Annotated in this window: 17 protein-coding genes; 9 read left to right on the top strand and 8 right to left on the bottom strand. The window is 75.8% G+C overall.

The genetic code is table 11. The features are described from left to right. The first annotated feature begins 6 nt into the window (after positions 1-6). From ACFY8W_RS17500 to ACFY8W_RS17490, 3 genes are all read left to right on the top strand, one after another. Entirely contained in the window at positions 7-1,425 is a 1,419-nt protein-coding gene (locus ACFY8W_RS17500; RefSeq protein WP_391105761.1) for an MFS transporter, read from the top strand. Further along, complete coding sequence (locus tag ACFY8W_RS17495) at positions 1,406-2,269, top strand: 4'-phosphopantetheinyl transferase superfamily protein (protein WP_391105759.1); 864 nt, start codon at positions 1,406-1,408, stop codon at positions 2,267-2,269. Before ACFY8W_RS17500 ends, ACFY8W_RS17495 begins: the two co-directional genes overlap by 20 nt. 66 nt (positions 2,270-2,335) lie before the next feature. Beyond that, entirely contained in the window at positions 2,336-3,025 is a 690-nt protein-coding gene (locus ACFY8W_RS17490) for a pyridoxamine 5'-phosphate oxidase family protein (protein WP_391105757.1), read from the top strand. A 203-nt stretch (positions 3,026-3,228) separates the two neighbouring features. On the opposite strand, the gene ACFY8W_RS17485 is transcribed toward ACFY8W_RS17490, so the two are convergent. Together ACFY8W_RS17485 and ACFY8W_RS17480 are read right to left on the bottom strand one after the other, a co-directional pair. Beyond that, positions 3,229-4,020, bottom strand: coding sequence for a sigma factor-like helix-turn-helix DNA-binding protein (locus ACFY8W_RS17485; RefSeq protein ID WP_391105755.1), 792 nt, complete (start codon positions 4,018-4,020; stop codon positions 3,229-3,231). Between the two features lie 16 nt (positions 4,021-4,036). Then, on the bottom strand, positions 4,037-4,438 hold the full coding sequence (locus ACFY8W_RS17480; RefSeq protein ID WP_391105753.1) for a DUF6479 family protein: 402 nt from the start codon (positions 4,436-4,438) through the stop codon (positions 4,037-4,039). Between the two features lie 156 nt (positions 4,439-4,594). Here ACFY8W_RS17480 and ACFY8W_RS17475 point away from each other — a divergent pair, with 156 nt between their 5' ends. Beyond that, complete coding sequence (locus tag ACFY8W_RS17475) at positions 4,595-5,104, top strand: SigE family RNA polymerase sigma factor (RefSeq protein WP_391105751.1); 510 nt, start codon at positions 4,595-4,597, stop codon at positions 5,102-5,104. Between the two features lie 68 nt (positions 5,105-5,172). Next, positions 5,173-6,474: a hypothetical protein gene (locus ACFY8W_RS17470; RefSeq protein ID WP_391105749.1), complete on the top strand. Its 1,302-nt coding sequence runs from the start codon at positions 5,173-5,175 to the stop codon at positions 6,472-6,474. A 221-nt stretch (positions 6,475-6,695) separates the two neighbouring features. Here ACFY8W_RS17470 and ACFY8W_RS17465 read toward each other — a convergent pair whose 3' ends face one another. Continuing rightward, positions 6,696-8,423, bottom strand: coding sequence for a bifunctional 3'-5' exonuclease/DNA polymerase (locus ACFY8W_RS17465; protein ID WP_391105748.1), 1,728 nt, complete (start codon positions 8,421-8,423; stop codon positions 6,696-6,698). 390 nt (positions 8,424-8,813) lie between these two features. After that, positions 8,814-10,085 carry a LuxR C-terminal-related transcriptional regulator gene (locus ACFY8W_RS17460; RefSeq protein WP_391105746.1) on the bottom strand — a complete coding sequence of 424 codons (1,272 nt, stop codon included), beginning with the start codon at positions 10,083-10,085 and terminating at the stop codon, positions 8,814-8,816. 169 nt (positions 10,086-10,254) lie between these two features. On the opposite strand from ACFY8W_RS17460, the gene ACFY8W_RS17455 reads away from it, so the two are divergent. Together ACFY8W_RS17455 and ACFY8W_RS17450 are read left to right on the top strand one after the other, a co-directional pair. Then, entirely contained in the window at positions 10,255-11,178 is a 924-nt protein-coding gene (locus ACFY8W_RS17455) for an alcohol dehydrogenase catalytic domain-containing protein (protein ID WP_391105744.1), read from the top strand. Between the two features lie 292 nt (positions 11,179-11,470). Continuing rightward, positions 11,471-11,941 carry a DUF4265 domain-containing protein gene (locus ACFY8W_RS17450; protein WP_391106823.1) on the top strand — a complete coding sequence of 157 codons (471 nt, stop codon included), beginning with the start codon at positions 11,471-11,473 and terminating at the stop codon, positions 11,939-11,941. A gap of 128 nt (positions 11,942-12,069) precedes the next feature. Here the strand turns inward: ACFY8W_RS17450 and ACFY8W_RS17445 are convergent, their stop codons facing one another. The 4 genes from ACFY8W_RS17445 to ACFY8W_RS17430 all read right to left on the bottom strand — a co-directional run bounded on the left by ACFY8W_RS17445 (position 12,070) and on the right by ACFY8W_RS17430 (position 16,927). Further along, on the bottom strand, positions 12,070-12,552 hold the full coding sequence (locus ACFY8W_RS17445; RefSeq protein ID WP_391105742.1) for a DUF1877 family protein: 483 nt from the start codon (positions 12,550-12,552) through the stop codon (positions 12,070-12,072). A 193-nt stretch (positions 12,553-12,745) separates the two neighbouring features. After that, the gene (locus ACFY8W_RS17440; RefSeq protein ID WP_391105740.1) at positions 12,746-14,872 is read right to left on the bottom strand and encodes an FtsX-like permease family protein; all 2,127 of its coding nucleotides are present in this window, start codon (positions 14,870-14,872) and stop codon (positions 12,746-12,748) included. Further along, on the bottom strand, positions 14,866-15,717 hold the full coding sequence (locus ACFY8W_RS17435; protein ID WP_391105738.1) for an ATP-binding cassette domain-containing protein: 852 nt from the start codon (positions 15,715-15,717) through the stop codon (positions 14,866-14,868). Before ACFY8W_RS17435 ends, ACFY8W_RS17440 begins: the two co-directional genes overlap by 7 nt. A gap of 391 nt (positions 15,718-16,108) precedes the next feature. Then, the gene (locus ACFY8W_RS17430) at positions 16,109-16,927 is read right to left on the bottom strand and encodes an NAD(P)H-binding protein (RefSeq protein WP_391105736.1); all 819 of its coding nucleotides are present in this window, start codon (positions 16,925-16,927) and stop codon (positions 16,109-16,111) included. A 94-nt stretch (positions 16,928-17,021) separates the two neighbouring features. Between ACFY8W_RS17430 and ACFY8W_RS17425 the strand changes: the two genes are divergently transcribed. Together ACFY8W_RS17425 and ACFY8W_RS17420 are read left to right on the top strand one after the other, a co-directional pair. Continuing rightward, on the top strand, positions 17,022-17,426 hold the full coding sequence (locus ACFY8W_RS17425) for a winged helix-turn-helix transcriptional regulator (protein WP_391105734.1): 405 nt from the start codon (positions 17,022-17,024) through the stop codon (positions 17,424-17,426). Continuing rightward, a complete protein-coding gene (locus ACFY8W_RS17420) occupies positions 17,423-18,664 on the top strand; it encodes a DUF2786 domain-containing protein (protein ID WP_391105732.1) in 1,242 nt (413 codons plus the stop codon). The genes ACFY8W_RS17425 and ACFY8W_RS17420 overlap by 4 nt, the downstream gene beginning before the upstream one ends. The last annotated feature ends 323 nt before the right edge of the window (positions 18,665-18,987 follow it).

Here is an 18,987-nt window from a genome sequence, read left to right as displayed (position 1 = left end):
ACGGTCATGGAAGAACGCTTGGCGGACCCTCCCGCGGCGGCGACGTCCCCGCCGGCGCGGGGCGGGCAGGACGCCGCGCCGCCGTCGGAAGCACCGCCGTCGGAAGCACCGCCGTCGAGGGCCCCGTCATCCGGGGCCACGTCGTCCGGGGACCCGTCGTCCGAAGGCCCGTCATCCGGGGTCACGTCCTCCGAAGGCCCGTCCTCCGGAGGCCCGTCCTCGGACGAGCCGGCGATCTGGTCCCGTAACTTCCGGTTCTACTTCGTCGCCCGCAGCGCGGGCCTGCTCAGCTGGGCGATGCTGCCGGTCGCGGTCTCCGCGGGCCTGCTCAGCGGCGGGTACGGCCTGGACACCGCCGGCTACTCGATGGCCTTCCTGGTCGCCCCGTTCGCCGGCCTGGTGCTGTTCGGCGGCGTGCTCGCCGACCGGTTCACCGCCCGCCGGATGATGATCGTGGCCGACCTGGCCAACCTCACCGCGCACGTCCTCCTCGCCCTGCTGTTCATCCACGGCATCGACCACCTGTGGCAGCTGTACGCGCTCCTCGTGGTGGCCGGTACCGCCAACGCGCTGTTCCAGCCGGGCGCCTCCTCGACCGTCCCGCTCGTCTCGCGCGACGTGCAGGGCGCCAACGGTGTGCTGCGCACCTCCGAGGCGATCACCGGCCTCGGCGGCCCGGCGCTCGCCGGTGCCATGGTCGGCTTCGGGTCAACCGGCTGGGTGATGGTGATCTCCGCCGTCTGCTACGGCACCAGCGCGATCTGCCTGTTCGTGCTCCGGCTCGGCGTGGTGCCCGCCCCGCCGGCCGGCCAGAGCCTGTGGCGCAACCTGGTGGTCGGCTGGCAGGAGTTCCGCTCCCGGAGCTGGCTGTGGGGCGTGATCCTGATCTGGATGTTCTACGCGGTGCTCTCCTGGGGCCCGCAGCTGTCCGTGGCCGCCGGCGTCATCGTGCCCGAGCACGGCGCGAGCGCCTTCGGCCTGATCAACGCCGCGCTGGGCGCCGGCACCGTGGCGGGCGGTCTGCTCGCGATCCGCTACAAGCCGCAACGGCCGCTCGCCGCCGGGGCCGTGGCGATGATGGCGTACCCGGTCTACCCGCTCGGCATCGTGCTCGGCTGGCCGGTCTGGCTGCTCGCCGCCGCCCAGGTCCTGGTCGGCATCGGGATCGGCGTCTGGGGCGTCATGTGGGCCACCAGCGTGCAGACCCAGGTGCCGGGCGAGGTGCTCAACCGCGTCCACGCCTACGAGGTCGCGGGCTCCGTCGGCATGTACCCGATCGGCAGCGCGCTGGCCGGCCCCGCGGTCGACGCGTTCGGCACCGACGAGGTGCTCGTCGTGGGCGTCGTGGTCGGCTTCCTCACCTCCGCCGCCCTGCTCGCCGCGCGCCCGATCCGTACGCTGCGCCGTGTCCCGGACCGCGCCTGAGCGGCGGGCCTGGCAGCCGCGCACGGCGGCCGACGGCGTGTACTACGCGGTCGCCCGGAGCGAGGAGGTCCTGGGCGCGCTGCCCGTCGCGGCGGCGGACCGGGCGGCCGCCTCGGAGCTGCCGCCCTGGCGAGCGGTGGAACACACCGCCTCGCGGACCCTGCTGCGCGCCCTGCTGCGGGAGCTCGGCGAAGCCCTCACCGACGACCTCGGCGAGGGCTTCGCCGCCGCCGATGGCTTGGCCGCCGCCGAGGGCTTCGCCGACGACGCCGTTGGCTCAGCCGCCGCCGATGGCTTCGCCGAGGGCTTCGCCGAGGACGTTGCCGATGGCTTCACCGGTGACGCCGCTGAGGGCATCACCTCCGCCGTTGCCGGAGGCTTCGCCGAGGACTTCCACGGCGGGCCGGTCGCCGCACGCCCCGGCGGGCGGCCGTACCTGCCCGGCCGGCCCGATCTGGGCGTGAGCCTCTCGCACTCCTCCGGCTGGGTCGCCGCGGCCGTCGGCAGGAACCGCGACGTCGGTGTCGACGTGCAGGTCCCGGCCGCCGTCGGCCGGCGGCTGCTGCGGTTCTGCTGTGCGCCCGCCGACGCCGACGCGCTGGCCGCCATGGCCGAGGACCGGCGCCGCCGGGAGTTCGCCTGGATCTTCACCGCCCAGGAGGCGTGCGTGAAGGCCGTCGGCGCCGGTTTCTCCGCCCGCCCCTGGACCGTGCCGGTGGCCCTCGGGCAGCGCGCGGGCACCTGGCGGCGGGTCCGCTGGCACGCTCCTCGCGACCGGCAGCCGGTGCCGGTCGCCTGCGCGTGGACCGAGCGTGCCGGGCCGGGTGGGACGGGCGTTGCCTAGGATGCGTCCGTCCGTCCGCGCGCTGCCTGCGCGCGGTGAACGGGTGAACGGGGAGGGGCGCACGGGATGAGTGGGACGGCCGACGAGCTCGAGGTCACGGAGCGGACGCGGTTGCGGCGGATGCGGCACAAGGGGAGCCACCGGCGGGCGGATCTCGACGCCGTCCTCGGGGCGGGTTTCCTCTGCCATCTCGGCGTCGTCGTCGACGGCGTGCCGATGGTCGTGCCGACCGTGTACGGAGTCGACGGCGACACCCTGTACGTCCACGGATCCGTCGCGAGCCGCAGCCTCGTCCAGGCTCCCGACGGCGTGGTGTGCGTGAGCGTGACGCACGTCGACGGTCTCGTCCTCGCGCGCTCGGTGTTCGAGCACGGCGTGAACTACCGCAGTGCCATGGTCTACGGCGTGCCGCGGACGGTGACGGACCCGGAGGAGAAGCTGCGCGGGCTGCGGGCGCTGACCGAGCAGTCCGCCCCGGGGCAGTGGGAGTACGTGCGGCAGCCCAGCCGCAAGGAGCTCGCGGCGACGGCGCTCGTGGCGCTCGAACTGACCGAGGCGTCCGTGAAGATCGCGAGCGGGCCGCCGGACGACGGCGAGAGCCCGGACGCCGAGCTGGGGCTGTGGGCCGGAGTGCTGCCGGTCGTCACGCGGTTCGGCGAGCCGGAGGCCGACCCGCTGCTGCCGGCCGGGACCGAGCCGCCCGCGCACATCGCCGGGCGGGCCGGGCGGGTGCTCGGCGGGCACCGCGGGAGCTGAAGCCCGGGAGCCGAGGCTCGCCCGTACGGCGCAACAGCGGGCAACAGCGGGGCGCAACGGTCGCGGGAACGGGCCGCCGCGGGTGATGCCTGGGGGAGAAGCCTTCCGTCAGTCATCACGAGGAGCGGACCGGAGGCCTGCGCGGGCCTCCGGGGGCCGACGCGGCCGGCCGGCGTGGCATAGGGGCGGGAGGCCTGCGCGGTTCACGAGGATTCCAGCGGGCCCAGTTCCAGACGGTCGAGGTGAGGGCCGTCGGCCAGGGCGTCGACGGCCGTGACGCGGCCCTCCAGGACGGTGAACCGGAGCACCGCCTTCGGTTTCCCGTCCGCCGCGGCCCACATCAGTCCCGCGGCTCCGTCCACCAGCGCCGGGCGGGCCTCCTGTGCCCGTCCGGCGACGCGGTGCGCGACCGCTCCCGCGCCGTGTGCGGGCGCCGCCCCGTTCCGTTCGGCCTCGGCGTCGGCCCGTAGCACCGCGTCCGGGTCGAGCAGCGCGACCAGCGCCTCGACGTCGTCGGCCCGGGCGGCGGCCAGGAACGCCGTCACGACCTGCCGCTGGCGCTCCGGATCGGGCTCGGGCATCTCCTCCGTGCCCTCGACGCGGCGCCGGGCCCGGGCCGCCAGCTGCCGGGCGGCCGCGGGCGTCCGCTCGACGACCGGCCCGATGTCGTCGTACGGGACGCCGAAGTCCTCGTGCAGGACGAAGGCGATCCGCTCGGAGGGCGTGAGGGTGTCCAAAACGTCGTCGCCCGAGGCGCCGGGGGCGTCCAGGGGGTCACGGACCGCCGGGCGCCGGGACTCGCGCGAGCGCAGCCGGTCCAGGCAGAGCCCGGCGACCTCGCTCAGCCGTCCCGGGTCCGCCGCCGTCCGCAGCACCTCCTCCGCGGCCTCGGGGGAGCCGAGCAGGCGCAGCGCGACGGCCCGCATGGGCGCACCACCGGCCGCGCCGGATCCCGCGCGGCCCGGCGCGGGATCCGTCTCGGTGTGGTCGGTCACCGGTGTGCGCACCGGCTCAGTCGCCGTGGCCCGGCCCGCCGCTGCCGAAGCCGCCGCTGGAGATGCCGCCCCACTTGCGCTTCTCCTCGCTCGGCGGGTCGGGCGAGGTCTCGCTCCCGGACGTGCCGCCGTTCTTCAGCTGGTACGGCATCAGCCGGTGCTCGCCGTCGGTCTGCGGCATCTCGGCCGGCCGACGGTACTCGGACACCTCACCTGGCAGCGCGTCGGTCTCGGGCCGGTGCGGCTGCTCCTCGGGTTCCGGAGGCGGGAGCTCCTTGTTCCTGACCCGGATCCCGTACATGAAGGCGCCGATGAGGACGGCCACCACGATCAGACCGCCGAGCACCTGGGCCAGTCCCGACTGCCAGACACCGGCCGCCGTGGTGACCTGGGCCGACTCCACGAGGAAAGTGTTCATACTCAAGGATTACCCCGTTTCGCCGGAATTGTTCCTCTTCTTTCGTCCGGCCGTTCTCCCCGCCTGCCCGAGCGGGTCTGAAACATTTCCCCGAGGGTGCCGCGTCATTGAGGTGTACCGAGCAGACGGCTCGTGACAGCGACGGAGGGGAGGGACATGAGAACGTCCCGCGCGGACGAGTTCCTGGAGTTCGCCTCGGCGAGATCGGGGCATCTGTTCCGCTCGGCATGCCTGCTGACCAGCGGCGACACCCACCTCGCCGAGGACCTGGTGCAGGAGACGCTGGGACGGATGTACGCCGTGTGGGGCCGTATGGCCCGGGTCGGCAACCCGGCCGGCTACGCCCAGTCCGTGCTCGTACGGACCTTCCTCAGCCATCAGAGACGCCGCTCGGCCACCGAGCGCCCCCTCGGCGAGCTGCCCGACCACGCCCCCGACACCGGCGAGGACCCGGCCCTGCGCATCGCCCTCCTCGACGCCCTGGCCGGGCTCGCGCCCAAGGACCGGGCCGTGGTGGTGCTGCGGTACTGGGAGGACCGCAGCATCGAGGAGACCGCCGACGTGATGAACACCAGCTCCGCCGCCGTGCGCACCCGCAGCACGCGGGCGCTGGCCGCGCTGCGGAAGCGGCTCGGCGGCAGCATCGCCGAGTTCGCGGCCCGCTGATCCCCGGCCCCGGACCCGGGGCCCACCACCTGTCTTTCGACTCACTGACCCGGAACGGTGATCCCGCCATGCCTCAGCACGGAGAGCACGACCCGACGAACGGACGATTCGAGGAGGAACTGGGCGCGGCCCTGCGCCGCACCGGTGAGAGTTTCGCCGTCGACGACCGCCGCGAGCTCGTCCACGGCGGCCTCGTCCGCGGCCGCCGCCGGCTGGTGCGCCGTCGCGTCGCCACCGTCGGCGGCGCCCTCGCGCTCGCCGTGATCGGCGTGGGCGGCGTGTACGGCGGCTCGCTGCTCGGCTCGTCCGGCGGCGCCGAGCAGGTCTCGGCCGCCGGACCCAAGCCGCTGCCCCGGCAGGGGGAGCCGGCGCAGATCCCGGTCGCCGACCTCGCCGCCGTCCTCAAGGCCAACACGCCGGCCGGCGAGTGGCGGATCGACAACCCCGACGGCGTCGGACACTCCGTCCTCGGCGTCTACGACGACGGCAAGGGCAAGGCGGCCGTCTCCGTCGGCCTCTACCGCGCCGGCAAGACGAACGAGACCGGCGTCGGCCAGGTCACCTGCCCGGACGAGGCGGTCGTCCCGTACGACGACTGCACCAGCGAGCGGCTGCCGGGCGGCGGGCGGCTCATGGTCATCCAGGGCTACGAGTACCCGGACAAGCGCGTCGAGACCAAGAACTGGCGCGCCGTGCTGCTCACCAAGGACGGCTTCCTCATCGACGCGAGCGAGTACAACGCGCCGAGCGAGAAGGACTCCGCGATCAGCCGCGAGAACCCGCCGTTCGACCCGGCGCAGCTGAAGGCCCTGGTCACGGCCGAGGGCTGGCGCCCGTTGCTCCGGCAGGTCCCCGAGCCCCAGCCCGCGAAGACCAAGCCCGGCGGCTCCCACGCCGCCCTGCCGCCGGAGCCGAGCGCCGACCAGATCCAGGCCACGCTCACGTCGCTGCTGCCGAAGGGGCAGGGCCTGAAGGTCGTCGGCAAGGGTGGCCAGGGCAGTGGCGGCGGCTACCTCGTCGTCGACGACGGCAAGGGCAGGAGCCTCGTCGGGATCAACGTCCAGCCGCGCATGGACGACATCCGCGCCGAGCTCTTCAGCGGCGGCGACGTCACCTCCACGGCCGACGGCACGCGCGTGAAGCTGACGAAGCAGCCCGGCGAGAAGGGCGGCGCGGGCGTCGTCTGGTGGAGCGCCGACACGCTGGCCGTGGACGGCTTCCGGGTCGTCGTCTCCGCCTTCAACTCCGCCGCCCAGCACGAGGCCGCCACGCGCGCCGAACCGGCGCTGACGACCGAGCAGTTGAAGACGATCGCGCTCAGCCCGAAGTGGCGGCAGCTGAGCGAGAAGGCGGCCGGGAACGCGGGCTGACGGCAGATCAGCGCGACCACGGCGTGACGGGCCGGGCCTCGGCGGAGGCCGGGCCCGTCACTTCCCCCCTTGGCCCCCTGGCCCCTGGCGCGCTGGTGCGCTGCTGCTCTGTTGCTCCGTACCACCGGCTCGCCGTTCCGCCGTCGAGCCATTCCGCTGCCTCGCGTCTTGCCGTCTTGCCGTCTCGCCGTCGCGCCGGGGCGCGCCGTTCGGCCGCCTTGCTATTTCGCGTCGGCGTACCGCTCCACCGTCGCGGTCGTGAACGGGAACCGCACCGGCGTGTCCCCGAACGCGATCCGTCCCGCCTCGTCGCCCGCCGCCCTGATCGCCTCCGTGACCGCCTCTGCCTCCTCCGCCGGGCAGTGCACGATCACCTCGTCGTGCTGGAAGAACACCAGCTCGGCCCGCATCCCGGCGGTGGCGCGCCGCAGCGCCGCCAGCATCAGCAGCGCCCAGTCGGCGGCGCTGCCCTGGACGACGAAGTTACGGGTGAACCGGCCCCGGGCGCGGGCGTCGCTCGACGCGTACCCCGGGACGTAACCCTCGGAGCCCTCCGGGCCTCCTCCCGGGCTTCCCGCACCGGGGAGGCCGTCCTGCGGAATGCCCGCCTCCCCGTCCTCGTCCGCCCCCACCGCGCGCGGGCTGGTCCGGCCGAGCCAGGTGCGGACCAGCCGGCCCTCCTCGCCCGCCTTCGCCGCCTCGTCCACGTACGCCACCGCCCGCGGGAAGCGGCGGCGCAGGGCGGCCAGGTTCTTCAGGCCGTCGCCGCTGGTCTGCCCGTAGATCGCGCCCAGCAGCGCCAGTTTGGCGTGGGCACGGTCGCCGGAGAAGGCCCGGTCGGACAGCCGGGTGTAGAGGTCGTCGGGGTGCCCGGCGACCTCCATCAGGCCCGGGTCGCGGGAGATGGCGGCGAGCACCCGCGGCTCCATCTGGTCGGCGTCGGCCACGACGAGGCGCCAGCCCTCGTCGGCGACCACGGCCTGCCGTATGACCTTCGGGATCTGCAGCGCCCCACCGCCGTTGGTCGTCCAGCGGCCGCTGACCGTGCCTCCCGGCAGGTACTCGGGGCGGAAGCGGCCGTCGCGTACCCAGTCGGCCAGCCAGGACCAGCCGTGCGCGGTCCAGATCCGGTAGAGCTTCTTGTACTCGACGAGCGGCGCGACCGCCGGGTGGTCGATCTCCTCCAGCTCCCAGCGGCGGGTCGACCGCACCCGGATCCCCGCCTGCGCGAAGGCCTTCAGCACGTCGGCGGGCAGGTCGGGGCGCACCCGGCGGCCGAACGCCGCCGACACCTCGTCCGCCAGCTCCGCGAGCCGGCGCGGCTCGCCACCGCCCGCGTACCGCTCGCCCAGGAGCTCCCGCAGCAGTTCCCGGTGCACGTCCGCCCGCCAGGGAAGTCCGGCCCTGTGCATCTCGGCGGCGACCAGCATGCCCGCCGACTCGGCCGCGGTGAGCAGCCGCATCCGGCCCGGATGCAGGGCCCGCTCGTGCCGGCGCTGCTGCTCCGCGTACACCTGGAGCAGGGCGTCGAAGGGCGGCGCGGCGGTGGTGGTGGCCGCCGGTTCGAAGAGGGAGTCCTGCGCGGTCGGCTCGGCGGCTCTGAGCGGCGGGTCGGGCGGCACGGGCGCGTTCCGCAGCCGGGCCCAGGCGGCCGCGGCCGAGCGGGGCTCGCCGAGCCGCCCCTCGTGGCCGAGGAGGAGCTGCTCGGCGTCCTCCACGTCGTAACAGCGCTCGACGCGCACCCCGGCGGCGAGCAGCCGCGGATACACCTCGGCGGTCGACCGCCACACCCAGCGGTCGACGTCCGGGCGCGAGCGGACCGCCGCCACCAGGTCCGGCTCCCGCCGCACCTCGCCGGCGGGCAGCCCGTCGGAGCCGAGGGGGACGAGCAGCGCCCCCTCCGCGCCCGGCTCGGGCGCGAGTGCCCACCGGCCATGGCATTCGTTCACGGGTGCGAGTCTGGCACCCGCCACTGACAATCGGGTGATTGGCCCGTTATGTCGGCTATACCGACATCGGTCGAGGGCCGGTCCGATGCCGCCCCAGCCCTTTCCGTGCCGCACACGGGCGGTCCGGTGCCGTTCCGTGCAGGTCGGGCGGCGGCCCTGCCGCCCGCGGGCGGTCTGTCCCGCCCGTGCCGGCCCGGCGCCGGTCCCGTGCCGTCCGTGCGGGCCCTGTGCCCCCCAGCCGGTCCCGTGCCGCCCGTGCCTGCTCGTGCGGCCCGGCCCCCGCCCGTGCCGGTCCTCGTGCGGCCCCCGCCCGCGCACGGCCGGCGCCCGTCGTTGGCGGGGGCCGCAGCCGCCGCCGGGGCAGGCGGCCGCCGGCCCCGCCCCGCCCGCCTAGGCCGCCTTGTGGAACAGCGCCGCCGCCTCGCCCCGTGACCCCACCCCGAGCTTGTTCAGGATGTTGGCGACGTGGAACTTCACCGTGGACTCGCTGATGTGCAGCTCCTGCGCGATCTGCCGGTTGCGGTGGCCGAGCGCCAGGTGCGTCAGGACCTCCACCTCGCGCTCCCCGAGACCGCTCAGCGGGTCCATCGCGGCGACCGGGGCCTCCGGCGTGGCGAGCGGGACGACCGCCGTCATCGTCGTGCCCCAGCCCGGCACCGCGTCCAACTCCAGGTGGCCGCCCAGCACCTCGAGGCGGTCGGTGACGCTGCCCGCGCCCAGCGGGCAGGCGTCGAGCAGGCCCGGGCCGTCGTCGCGGACCGAGGCGCGCAGCTCGTGCTCGGTCAGCCGCCAGCCGACGTGGACGCGGGTGACCGACTCCTGCTCCAGCATCACCAGGAGCAGCGCCCGGACGATCGCCCGGGCGCCGTGCGCCACGTCGCCGGGAAGGCCGCGGGTGGCGTCCGGGCCCTCCGGCGCGCCGAGTTCGAGCCTTACGGGGCTGTGCCGCAGCATCGGCCGCAGCCCGTCCGCGAGCCGGGCGAAGGCCTCGAAGGCCGGCTCCTCGGCGATCGACCTGTCCCGGTCCGACGAGGCCCGCAGCTCGATCAGCGCCGACACCGCGAGCTCGGTCGCCGTCGCCCGCGCGGCGGTGTCGTCCAGGGAACGGCTGCGCAGCACCCCGAGCACCCCGGAAAGGGCGGCCGCGTGCACCGTGCTCAGCTCGGCCGTGACCCGCGCCCGGGTGTCCGCCGCCGCCCGCGAACGCGCCAGCGCGCCCGGCAGCGCCTCGCGTGCGAACCGGTCGAAGTGGCTGGTCACCAGGTCCCACAGGAGCTGAGCGACGGCCAGCTCCGGCTCGCCCGCCGGCGCGGCGCCCTCCTCCCGTACGAGGACGAGCACCGAGCCGCGGGCCGTGGCGTCACTCCGCACCGCGACCACCTCCCGCGCCGCTCCGCCGACGACGGCCCGCCCCTGCCAGGGCCGGCCGGGCACGCCCTCGGCGAGCAGCGGGGCCAGCTCGGCGGCGGTGAGCGGCAGAACGGGCGCGTCGGCGTCGGTCCGCTTGAAGGGCGAGTGGGCGCAGTGCGTGGACAGTTCGGCGGCGACCTGGTGCGGGATCAGCTCGTCGAGCACCTCGGAGAGGCGGGGGAGGATCGCGCCCAGCGGCTGCCGGATGATGTCGTGGGCGGCCAACAGGGCGCCGGTCGCGGTGAGTTCCATGGTCGTCAAGCCTACGGACGCGGGCGCCGGGGTGCCCGTCCTTTCGGCCAGGTGCGACTGGCCGTTCGACCGGCGGGGAGAGGGGGGTGCCGGGCGGAGGCTGGTGATCGACCGGAACGGCCGGTCGCCGACCGGGACGACCGGTCACGACTCCTGGGGGAGCGGAACCATGGAAGCGATCGTGTACGAGGAGTTCGGCGGCGCCGAGGTGCTGCGCCACGAGGCGGGCGTCGCGGTGCCGGAGCCCGGCCCGGGCGAAGTGCGGGTGAAGGTGGCGGCCGTCGGAGTCAACCCGGTGGACTGGAAGCGCCGTTACGGCTGGCTGGAGGAGTTCTACCCGACCACCTTCCCGGCCGTCCCGGGCCTGGAGTTCGCGGGAACGGTCGACGCGCTCGGCGAGGGCGTCACCGAACTCGCCGTCGGCGACGAGGTGTTCGGCTGGACGAAGGCCGGCGCGTACGCCGAGTACGCCCTCTCCGACGCCTCCGCCGTCGTCCCCAAGCCCGCCGCTCTCGCCTGGGAGCAGGCCGCGAGCCTCGTGGTCGCGGGCGAGACGGCCCGCCGCGTGCTCGACTTGGTGGGCGTCCGCGAGGGCGAGACCCTGCTCCTGCACGGCGCCGCCGGTGCCGTGGGCGCGGTCGCCGCGCAGCTGGCCGTCGCGGTCGGCGTGACGGTGGTGGGCACGGCGTCGGAGCGCAACCACGACTTCCTGCGCGGCCTCGGCGTACACCCGGTGACGTACGGGGACGGGCTCGGCGACCGGGTCCGCGCGGCGGCCCCGCAGGGCGTCGACGCGGTCTTCGACGCGGCGGGACGCGACACCCTGCCGCTCTCGATCGAGCTGCTCGGCGGGGAGACCTCAAGGATCGTCACCATCGCCGCCCCGGACGCGGCCGAGCACGGCATCGTCTTCTCCGGCGTCACCGTCGAGGCGTCCCTCGCCCGCCGCTGGCTGACCGAACTGGCCGACCTGGTCGTCGAGGGCCGGCTGCGCCTGGACATCGCCGAGGTGCTGCCCCTGAAGGAGGCCGTCCGGGCTCAGGAACTGAGCGAGGCGGGCCACGTGCGGGGAAAGCTGGTGCTGCTGCCGTAGGCGGTGCGCTCGGCTTGGGCACTCGACGGTCGGCCGGTGGCCGGTGGCCGGTGGCCGGTGGCCGGTGGCCGGTGGCCGGTGGCGGGCGGCGGGCGGCGCACGGCCCCGCCCGGAGTACGGGGGTCTCCGGGCGGGCGAGGGCGACGGGCGAGGGCGAGGGCGACGGGCGAGGGCGAGGGCGGGGGCCGGGGAGAGGCCTGCGGAGGCGGCGTGCCGAGGCGAGGGCTAACCTCGCGGAGTGAGCGACACACCGGCCAGCGCCAATGCCCACGCCGACACGGACACGGGCGACATCACCGCCGACCGCATCAAGATCTGGTTCCGCTTCGTTCCCCGCGAGGGCTGGCTCCCGCAGGACACCGAGGGGCTGTGGGCCGTCCCGGTGGGTGCGGGCACCGCCCGGGTGGCCAACGTGCCCTTCCTGCAGGACGGCGTGGCCGAGGGCGACGTCGTGCGGTACACGACGGACGCGGAGGGCATGCACTGGGCCACGGGCCGCGCGGAGGCCTCCGGCAACGTCACGATCCGCGTCCTGCCCGAGCGTTCCGGTCCGCTCGGCGCCGACGCCCGCGCGGTGCACGAGAGGTTCGCCCGCTTCGGCCTCGGCGGCGAGTCCTTCAGCGCGGCGCTCCCGCTGGTGGCCCTGACGGTCCCGGCCGACGCTCCGATGGCGGAGATCAAGGCGCTCCTCGTACGGGGTACGGAGGACGGCTGGTGGCACTGGGAGACGGGCTGCACGACGGACACGTGGAACGCGGCGTGAGTCCGGCGTGAGCCCCGCGCAAGCCCCGGGGTGAGCCCGGCGTGGGACCGGCCGGAGCCGGGGCCGGGGCCGGGGCTGGAGCCGGGGCCGGGGCCGGGGCCGGAGCTGGAGGCCGGGACCGGGCCGAGCTAGAACCAGCCGGCCTTGACGACGACGTGGCCCGCCGCCGCGGCCCGGGCATAGAAGGCCCGCAGGTCCTGGTGGTGGCCCAGGAAGATCCCGCGTACCAGGTCGGCGGACCATCCGGGGCCGAGGGAGTGCACGATCCGCTCGCCCGCCCGGGACCAGAGGTCGTCGAACGGGACGGCGGCGAGGAAGGCCGCGGCCCGGCCGACCTCGGCCGGGTCCATCAGCATCAGGGGCGGGTGCGGGAGCCCTTCGTCCGGCGGGTCCGCGGGCTGACGGCCGCCGAAGACCGGGAGCCAGGCGTCGGCGTCGGGGCTCTCGGCGTACACCTGGTGGAGCAGGTGGTGGTCCTTCTCGATCGAGTCGGCGATGCCCGCCGCGTACTCGACCTCGTGGTGGTCCCAGGCCACGCCCATGAACGTGGTCAGCCACGCGTGGTCGTCCCGGATGTCCGTCCCCGCCGCGGCACGCAGATGCAGATGCACGCCGGCCCCCCTTAGTCCGTCCATGCCTGTGCCGGCACGTTATCCGCCGCCACTGACAGCCCGCCGCGGCCCGGGCGGGCCCGCCCGGGCCGCGGCGGGCTGTCGACGGGCCGCGCGTACGGCAGGCGGGACGGGACGAGGACCCGGCTCCGACCCCAGTCCCCGTCCCGTCCCGATTTCCCAGCCTCACCCCTCAGCGCGTCAGCCGCCACGCGGGGAGCACGGCGGCCCCCGCCGCGACCGCCGCGCACGTGCCCGCCGCCGCGGCCACCGTGGCCCACGGAACGGTCAGCGAGACGGGGGCGGCAAGCGAGGCGAGCGCCGCGGCGAGGCCGCCCAGGCACAGGGCCGCGACGCCAAGCCCCAGGACCGTGCCGATCCCCACCGCCAGCAGCGACTCGCCCGCGACCACGCGGAGGATCTGTGCCCGGGTGGCACCGGCCAGCCGGAGCGAGACCAGTTCGGGGCCGCGCACCGAGGTGGCCATGAGGAGGGTGTTGGCGAGTGCGATGACCGTGTAGACGAGCGCGATGCCGAGCACGAGCACCAGTCCGAGCCGCGTCTGCGGCGACCCTGCGGCCCAGATCTCGGCACTCGGGGCGGCGGTCACGGTGTTCGCCGCACCCGCACCCGTACCCGCGCCACCGCCGGCGCCGGCGCTCGCGCCCGTCCCGGTGTCGGCACCGGCGCCCGCACCCGCGCCCCTGCCGCTGCCGGTGCCCGGGGATCCCGCCTCCTCCGCGAGCGTCCCCGGCGCGTTCGCCCGGGTCACGTACGGCTCGTTGCCGCCCGCACCCAGGGCGAGGACCGCGGCGACGCGCAGGCGGACGGGACCCCGGCCGTCGGCGAGCCAGACGTCGACCCGGTCGCCGACCGCGTGCCGCTCGAACTCCTCGTTCACGACGATCGACCGGTCGTCCAGGTCCCGCAGGTCGCCCGCGACGACCGGGAGGCGGGCCTCCGCCGCCCAGCGGCCCGGGTCCGGGACCGCCCGGGCCCGGTACTTGACCAGGGCCTCCGCCCCGTCCCGTACGAACACCGAGGTCTCCGCGCTGCCCGTCTGCCGGCCCGTCTCCGTCGCCCGCGCGGCGCCCACCGAGGCGGCCGAGCCGAGCAGCGTGCCCGCCAGGGCGACGGTCACCAGGACGGGGGCGGCGACGGCGGCGGTACGGCGTACGGCGGCCGCGCTGTTCTCGCGCACCAGCATCGCCGTCGCCGACGCGCCGGGGAGCCGCACCACCCGTGCCAGCGGGCGCACCAGCGCCGGGGCCAGCAGGGCGACGCCCGTGATCAGGAGCATCGGCTGGGTCGTGTACGTCTTGCGCTTCAGCAGGGCGGAGGGGTCCGTCGCGTACGTCCAGGCCAGCAGCGCGAGGCCCGTGAGCAGCAGCGCCCCGCCGCACAGCGCCCGGCCGAGCGGCAGCGCGTCGGTGTCGACGTCCGCCTCGCGCAGCGCTGCCGTCGGCCCGACCCGCCCGGCGCGCCGCGAGGCGGCGAGGGCGCCCGCCACGGCGACGGTCACGCCGGTCCAGAACGCCGCGTGGTACGGCCACGAGACGGCGGAGGCGCCGATCGTGAACCACGACGGCGCCACCTCGCCGTCCACCAGCGCCCGGGCGAGCCGTGGCGCGCCCCACGCGCCGAGCAGACAGCCCGCGGCCGAGGCGAGCACGCCGACGGCCGCGGCCTCGGCGAGCAGCAGCCGCCGCACCTGGCCGGGCGTGGCCCCGGCCGTGCGCAGCAGGCCGTACTCCCGGCGCCGCAGGGCCACGGCGAAGGCGAAGGTGGAGGCGACGACGAAGACGGAGACGAAGGCGGTGACGCCGCCCGCCGTGCCGAGCAGGGCGTTGAGGGTGACGAGGGCGCGGGCGTCGCGGGCGGCGTCGGGGTCGACGGCCCGGCGCTCCGCCCCGGTGAGCACCCGGGCCGTCCGGTCGCCGACGGTCGCGCGGACGACGGCCCGCACCTCGTCGGCGGGCCCGTCGACCCCGACGGCGTCGGGGCCGCCGGAGGAGGTGACGGTCCAGCGGGCGCGCAGCTCGCGCAGCAGTTCGGTGTCCACAGGCTGTGGACGGTCGAGCGGCGCGGTCACGACGGCCGCCTCCGGTCCGCGGCGCACCTCCACGGACAGCCGGTCCTGACCCTGCACGACGACGGGCGAGGAAGCGAATCGCTCCGGCGCGCGCTCCGGCGCGCCGACGGTGGCGGAGAGGCCGAGACCCATGACGGTCAGGAGCCCCACACCGAGGGCGAGGGCGGTGAAACCGCCGAGGAAGGAGGCCCAGCGGGTACGCAGCCCGGCGAGGACGACGGTCAGCACGGGCCACCGCCCTTCAGGGCAGCAGACGCCGACGGGGCCGACGGGGCCGATGGGGCCGACAGGATCGACGGGGCCGGTGAGGGCGACGTGGCCCATGGGGTCGAAGGGACTGACAGGTCCGACGGGGCGGACGGGGCCGGTCCGGTGGTCTCCAGGCCGGCCATCCGGGCCGCCACCGCTTCGACCGTCGGCGCGGGCAGTTCGCCGTGGATCCGTCCGTCGACCAGGAACACCACGCGGTCGGCGCGGGCCGCCGCGACCGGGTCGTGGGTGACCATGACGATCGTCTGGCCGTCCCGGTCGACGAGTTCGCGCAGCAGGTCCAGGACCGCGCGGCCGGTGGTGGAGTCGAGGGCGCCGGTCGGTTCGTCGCCGAAGAGGACGGCGGGCCGGGTGATCAACGCGCGGGCGAGCGCCACGCGCTGCTGCTGGCCTCCGGACAGCTCGCCCGGCCGGTGCCGCTCCCGGCCCGCGAGGCCCACCCGGGCGAGGGCCTCCCGCACCTGCGCCCGGGACGGGCGGCGGCCCGCGAGCCGGAGGGGAAGGGCCACGTTCTGGGCGGCGGTGAGGGAGGGCAGCAGGTTGAACGACTGGAAGACGAAACCGATCCGGTCCCGCCGCAGCAGCGTCAGCCGCCGCTCGCTCAGGCCCGCCAACGGGATGCCGTCGATCTCCACGTCGCCCGCCGTCGGCCGGTCGAGGCCGGCCGCGCACTGGAGCAGCGTGGACTTCCCCGAGCCGGACGGGCCCATGACGGCGGTGAAGGTCCCGGCGGGCAGGTCGAGGTCGACGCCGTCGAGGGCACGGACGTCCCAGTGGAACCGCCGCAGCCCGCGCAGCCGCACGGCGACGGGCGCCGCGGCGCCCCCGACACGTGAGGCGCCACTGGCGGGCGCGGCGCCCCCGACGGGTGCGGCGCCACTGGCGGAGCGGGGGTCCGATACGAGGCCGGATGTGGGGCCCGAGACGGGGCCAGGGCCGGAGACGGGGCCCGGCGGCGGCACCGCGACCGGGCCCGTACCGGGGCCCGGGTCCCTGCCGGGGCCCGGAACCGGCACCGGGCCCGACGCCGAGGACGGAGCCGAAGTCGAGTTCGTGGAGGTCATGCCTCCAGCGAACCGTTTCCGCCCGCCCCGATCACGACCACCAGCGGGCGTCCACGAGGTAGTGCCAGCCCTACCCTTCCCCGCCCTTCCCCTGGGTCCTCGTACGGCCGGCCCCGCGCCGACCAGGCCTCTACGCCTCCGCGCCCCGCACCGCCGCCACGAACACGTCCAGCGGGTCCAGCGGGTCGCGCCCGAGCAGTGCGCGCAGGTCGCTCTTCACACCGCTGCCGTCCATGAAGCCGAACGCGATCGCCGAGTACGTGCTCGCCAGCATCGGCACCTGGAAGGGCTGCGCTCCCGACGCCGCGAGGGCGGTCCGGGCCTCCGCGAGCGTCACCGGCTCGTACGTGGCGCCCAGCGCCTCCGCCAGTTCGGCACCGCCCAGCGCGCGTTCGCCGACGAGCTCGTAGACGCGGCCCGCGTGCGGCGCCGGGTCGGTGGCGACGGAGACCGCGATGTCGGCCAGGTCGGCGCGGGCGACGACGGCGAGCGAGCCCTCGCCGAGCGGTCCGGTGATCCGGTTGCCGGCGTCGGGGGTGGCGATCCAGGTCAGGAACTCGGCGTAGAGGCCGTTGCGAAGGACCGTCCAGTTCAGCGTGGACCGCCGCAGCCGCCGCTCGGTCCAGCGGTGCGCCAGCGCGTAGGTGACGTGGTCGCCGTCGCCGGAGAGGCTCGTGTAGACGACGTGGCCGACGCCGGCCGCCTCGGCGGCGGATATCGCGGCCTCGTGGCGGGCGACGACGACGTCGTCCTCCCCGTAACCGGCCGAGATCAGCAGCAGCGTGTCGATGCCGGCGAAGGCCCCGGGCAGCGTCGACGGGTCGTCGAAGTCGACGAGCCGGGTGCCCTGCAGCCCGGCCCGGGTGCCGAGGACGACGTCGTCGCGGCCGGCGACCCGCTCCGCGACGAGCGAGCCGAGGGCGCCGGATACTCCGGTGACGAGCAGCATGGATTCCCCCTGAGAACCGAGAATGGGTGGATGCAGGCGAGGTGCCCGGGACCATCGTGTCGGTGCGGGCGCGATCATGGAAGGAGGCACATTGATGTCGGAGGGGCACACCGGTGTAACCGCCACCGCCCCGGCGGAACCGCTCGTCAGCTGCGCCGAGGACTGCGGCGTACGGGACGTCCAGGACCGGCTCGGCGACCGGTGGACGGTCCACGTGGTCGTCGAACTGGCGGCGGGACCACGGCGGTTCAAGGAGCTGCAGCGCCTCGTCGACGGCGTCTCGCAGCGCATGCTGACCTTCACGCTGCGCCGCCTGGAACGCGACGGGCTCGTCAGGCGGGAGGTCTTCCCGACCACGCCGCCGCAGGTCGAGTACTCGCTCACCGAGACCGGGCACAGCATGACCCACCTGATCAAGCAGCTGGTCGACTGGTCCCTCGACCATCGCGCCGCCATCACCCGCTCCCGCGAGGAGTGGGACGCGAGGCACCCCGCATGAGCGCCACGGACCCGGCGGGCACGGTGACGGAGGCGCTCAAGGCGCTGTACGGCACGTCCCACGCGGAGGGCGAGGACGCCGAGGGCGGCAGAGGCGGCGGGAGCACCAAGAGCACCAAGAGCGGCAAGAGCGCCAAGAGCGGAGGGCGCCGGCGCGGGGACGCTGACCACGGGCTCGACGCCGCCGCCTCCCGCCTCGCCGCCGATCCCGCCGCCGACGCGGAACTGACCCGCCGCGGCGAGGAGTTCGTCCGCACCCTGTGGACGCGCGGCTGGCAGCCGGCCGACCTCGTGCGCATGGCCCGGCGCGAACTCGCCGACGAGCACGTGCGGCTGCTGACCGCCCTGATCAGGTCGGAGACCGCGGGGTACGAACGCCTTCCGCACCGCTGGCAGGCCCAGCTCGACGCGCTGGACGCCGACGGGTGGACGGCGCCCGACCGCTTCTCGTACGCCACGGCCGTCCTGGAGCTCTACCGGCTGCTCGTACGGCTGCCCCGCCTCGACGCCGTCGGCGCCGTGCCCGGCGAGGCGCTGCCGCCCGCCATCGCGGGCGAGCCCAAGTTGCTCACCCGGATCAGGGCGCTCCTCGCGAAGGCCGAGGCGACGACGTACGCGGAGGAGGCCGAGGCCCTGACCGCGAAGGCGCAGGAGCTGATGGCCCGGCACAGCCTCGACGAGGCGAGCCTCGCGGCGGGCGCGCCGGCGCCGGAGACGCCGGGCGCGGTCCGGATCGGCGTGGACCCGCCGTACGAGCAGGCGAAGGCGATCCTGCTGGACGCGGTGGCGACCGCGAACCACTGCCGGGCGGTGTGGAACGAGGCCTACGGCTTCTCCACGGTGGTCGGCTTCGAGGCGGACCTCGACCCGGTCGAACTGCTCTACACCTCGCTGCTCGTGCAGGGCACCGCGGCGATGACCCGCGCGGAGGCCGAGCAGCGGGCGGGCGGCCGCAAGCGCACCAAGTCCTTCCGGCAGTCCTTCCTGCTCGCCTACGCGAACCGCCTCGGCGCCCGGCTCTCGGCGACCACCCGCCGCGTCGCCGCCGAGACCCCGACCCTGCTCCCGGCCCTCGCCTCCCGCGAGGTGGCGGTCACCGCCCGCACCGACGAACTCTTCCCGGAAACCCGCACCACGCGCGTCCGTGCCGCCTGGGACGAGGAGGGCTGGACCCACGGCACCTCGGCCGCCAACCGGGCGGGCCTGGGCCCCCACCCGAGGGGCGAGATCCGAGACTGAACGGCCACCCGCCCCCTCCGCCCGGCCATCGGCCCACCCGGCACGACGCCGGCCCGAGCCCGTCCGGCCCTTCCCGTCGCCACCGACGCGTCCATCGGCCCGCCCGGCACGACGCCGGCCCGAGCCCGTCCGGCCCTTCCCGTCGCCACCGACGCGTCCATCGGCCCGCCCGGGACGGCGCCCGGCACGGCGCGAGGCCCGCAGGCCCGTCCCGCCGGCCCGGTCGCCCCCCGTGTGGGCATGCGTCCCGCTGGGTCGGACGGGTGGGCGCACGGGACGGCGCCCGTCGCGGCGCCTTCGCGCCCTGCGCCTGCCCGCCCCAC

The organism is Streptomyces sp. NPDC012637 (assembly GCF_042954805.1).
GTDB lineage: Bacteria > Actinomycetota > Actinomycetes > Streptomycetales > Streptomycetaceae > Streptomyces.
This window is presented reverse-complemented; position numbering and strand designations above follow the sequence as displayed.

Excerpts from the sequence above, each read along its gene's own strand:
- ACFY8W_RS17500 (WP_391105761.1), top strand. The coding sequence starts at position 7 with ATGGAAGAACGCTTGGCGGACCCTCCCGCGGCGGCGACGTCCCCGCCG.
- ACFY8W_RS17490 (WP_391105757.1), top strand. The coding sequence starts at position 2,336 with ATGAGTGGGACGGCCGACGAGCTCGAGGTCACGGAGCGGACGCGGTTG.
- ACFY8W_RS17480 (WP_391105753.1), bottom strand. The coding sequence starts at position 4,438 with ATGAACACTTTCCTCGTGGAGTCGGCCCAGGTCACCACGGCGGCCGGT.
- ACFY8W_RS17475 (WP_391105751.1), top strand. The coding sequence starts at position 4,595 with ATGAGAACGTCCCGCGCGGACGAGTTCCTGGAGTTCGCCTCGGCGAGA.
- ACFY8W_RS17470 (WP_391105749.1), top strand. The coding sequence starts at position 5,173 with ATGCCTCAGCACGGAGAGCACGACCCGACGAACGGACGATTCGAGGAG.
- ACFY8W_RS17460 (WP_391105746.1), bottom strand. The coding sequence starts at position 10,085 with ATGGAACTCACCGCGACCGGCGCCCTGTTGGCCGCCCACGACATCATC.
- ACFY8W_RS17455 (WP_391105744.1), top strand. The coding sequence starts at position 10,255 with ATGGAAGCGATCGTGTACGAGGAGTTCGGCGGCGCCGAGGTGCTGCGC.
- ACFY8W_RS17430 (WP_391105736.1), bottom strand. The coding sequence starts at position 16,927 with ATGCTGCTCGTCACCGGAGTATCCGGCGCCCTCGGCTCGCTCGTCGCG.
- ACFY8W_RS17425 (WP_391105734.1), top strand. The coding sequence starts at position 17,022 with ATGTCGGAGGGGCACACCGGTGTAACCGCCACCGCCCCGGCGGAACCG.
- ACFY8W_RS17420 (WP_391105732.1), top strand. The coding sequence starts at position 17,423 with ATGAGCGCCACGGACCCGGCGGGCACGGTGACGGAGGCGCTCAAGGCG.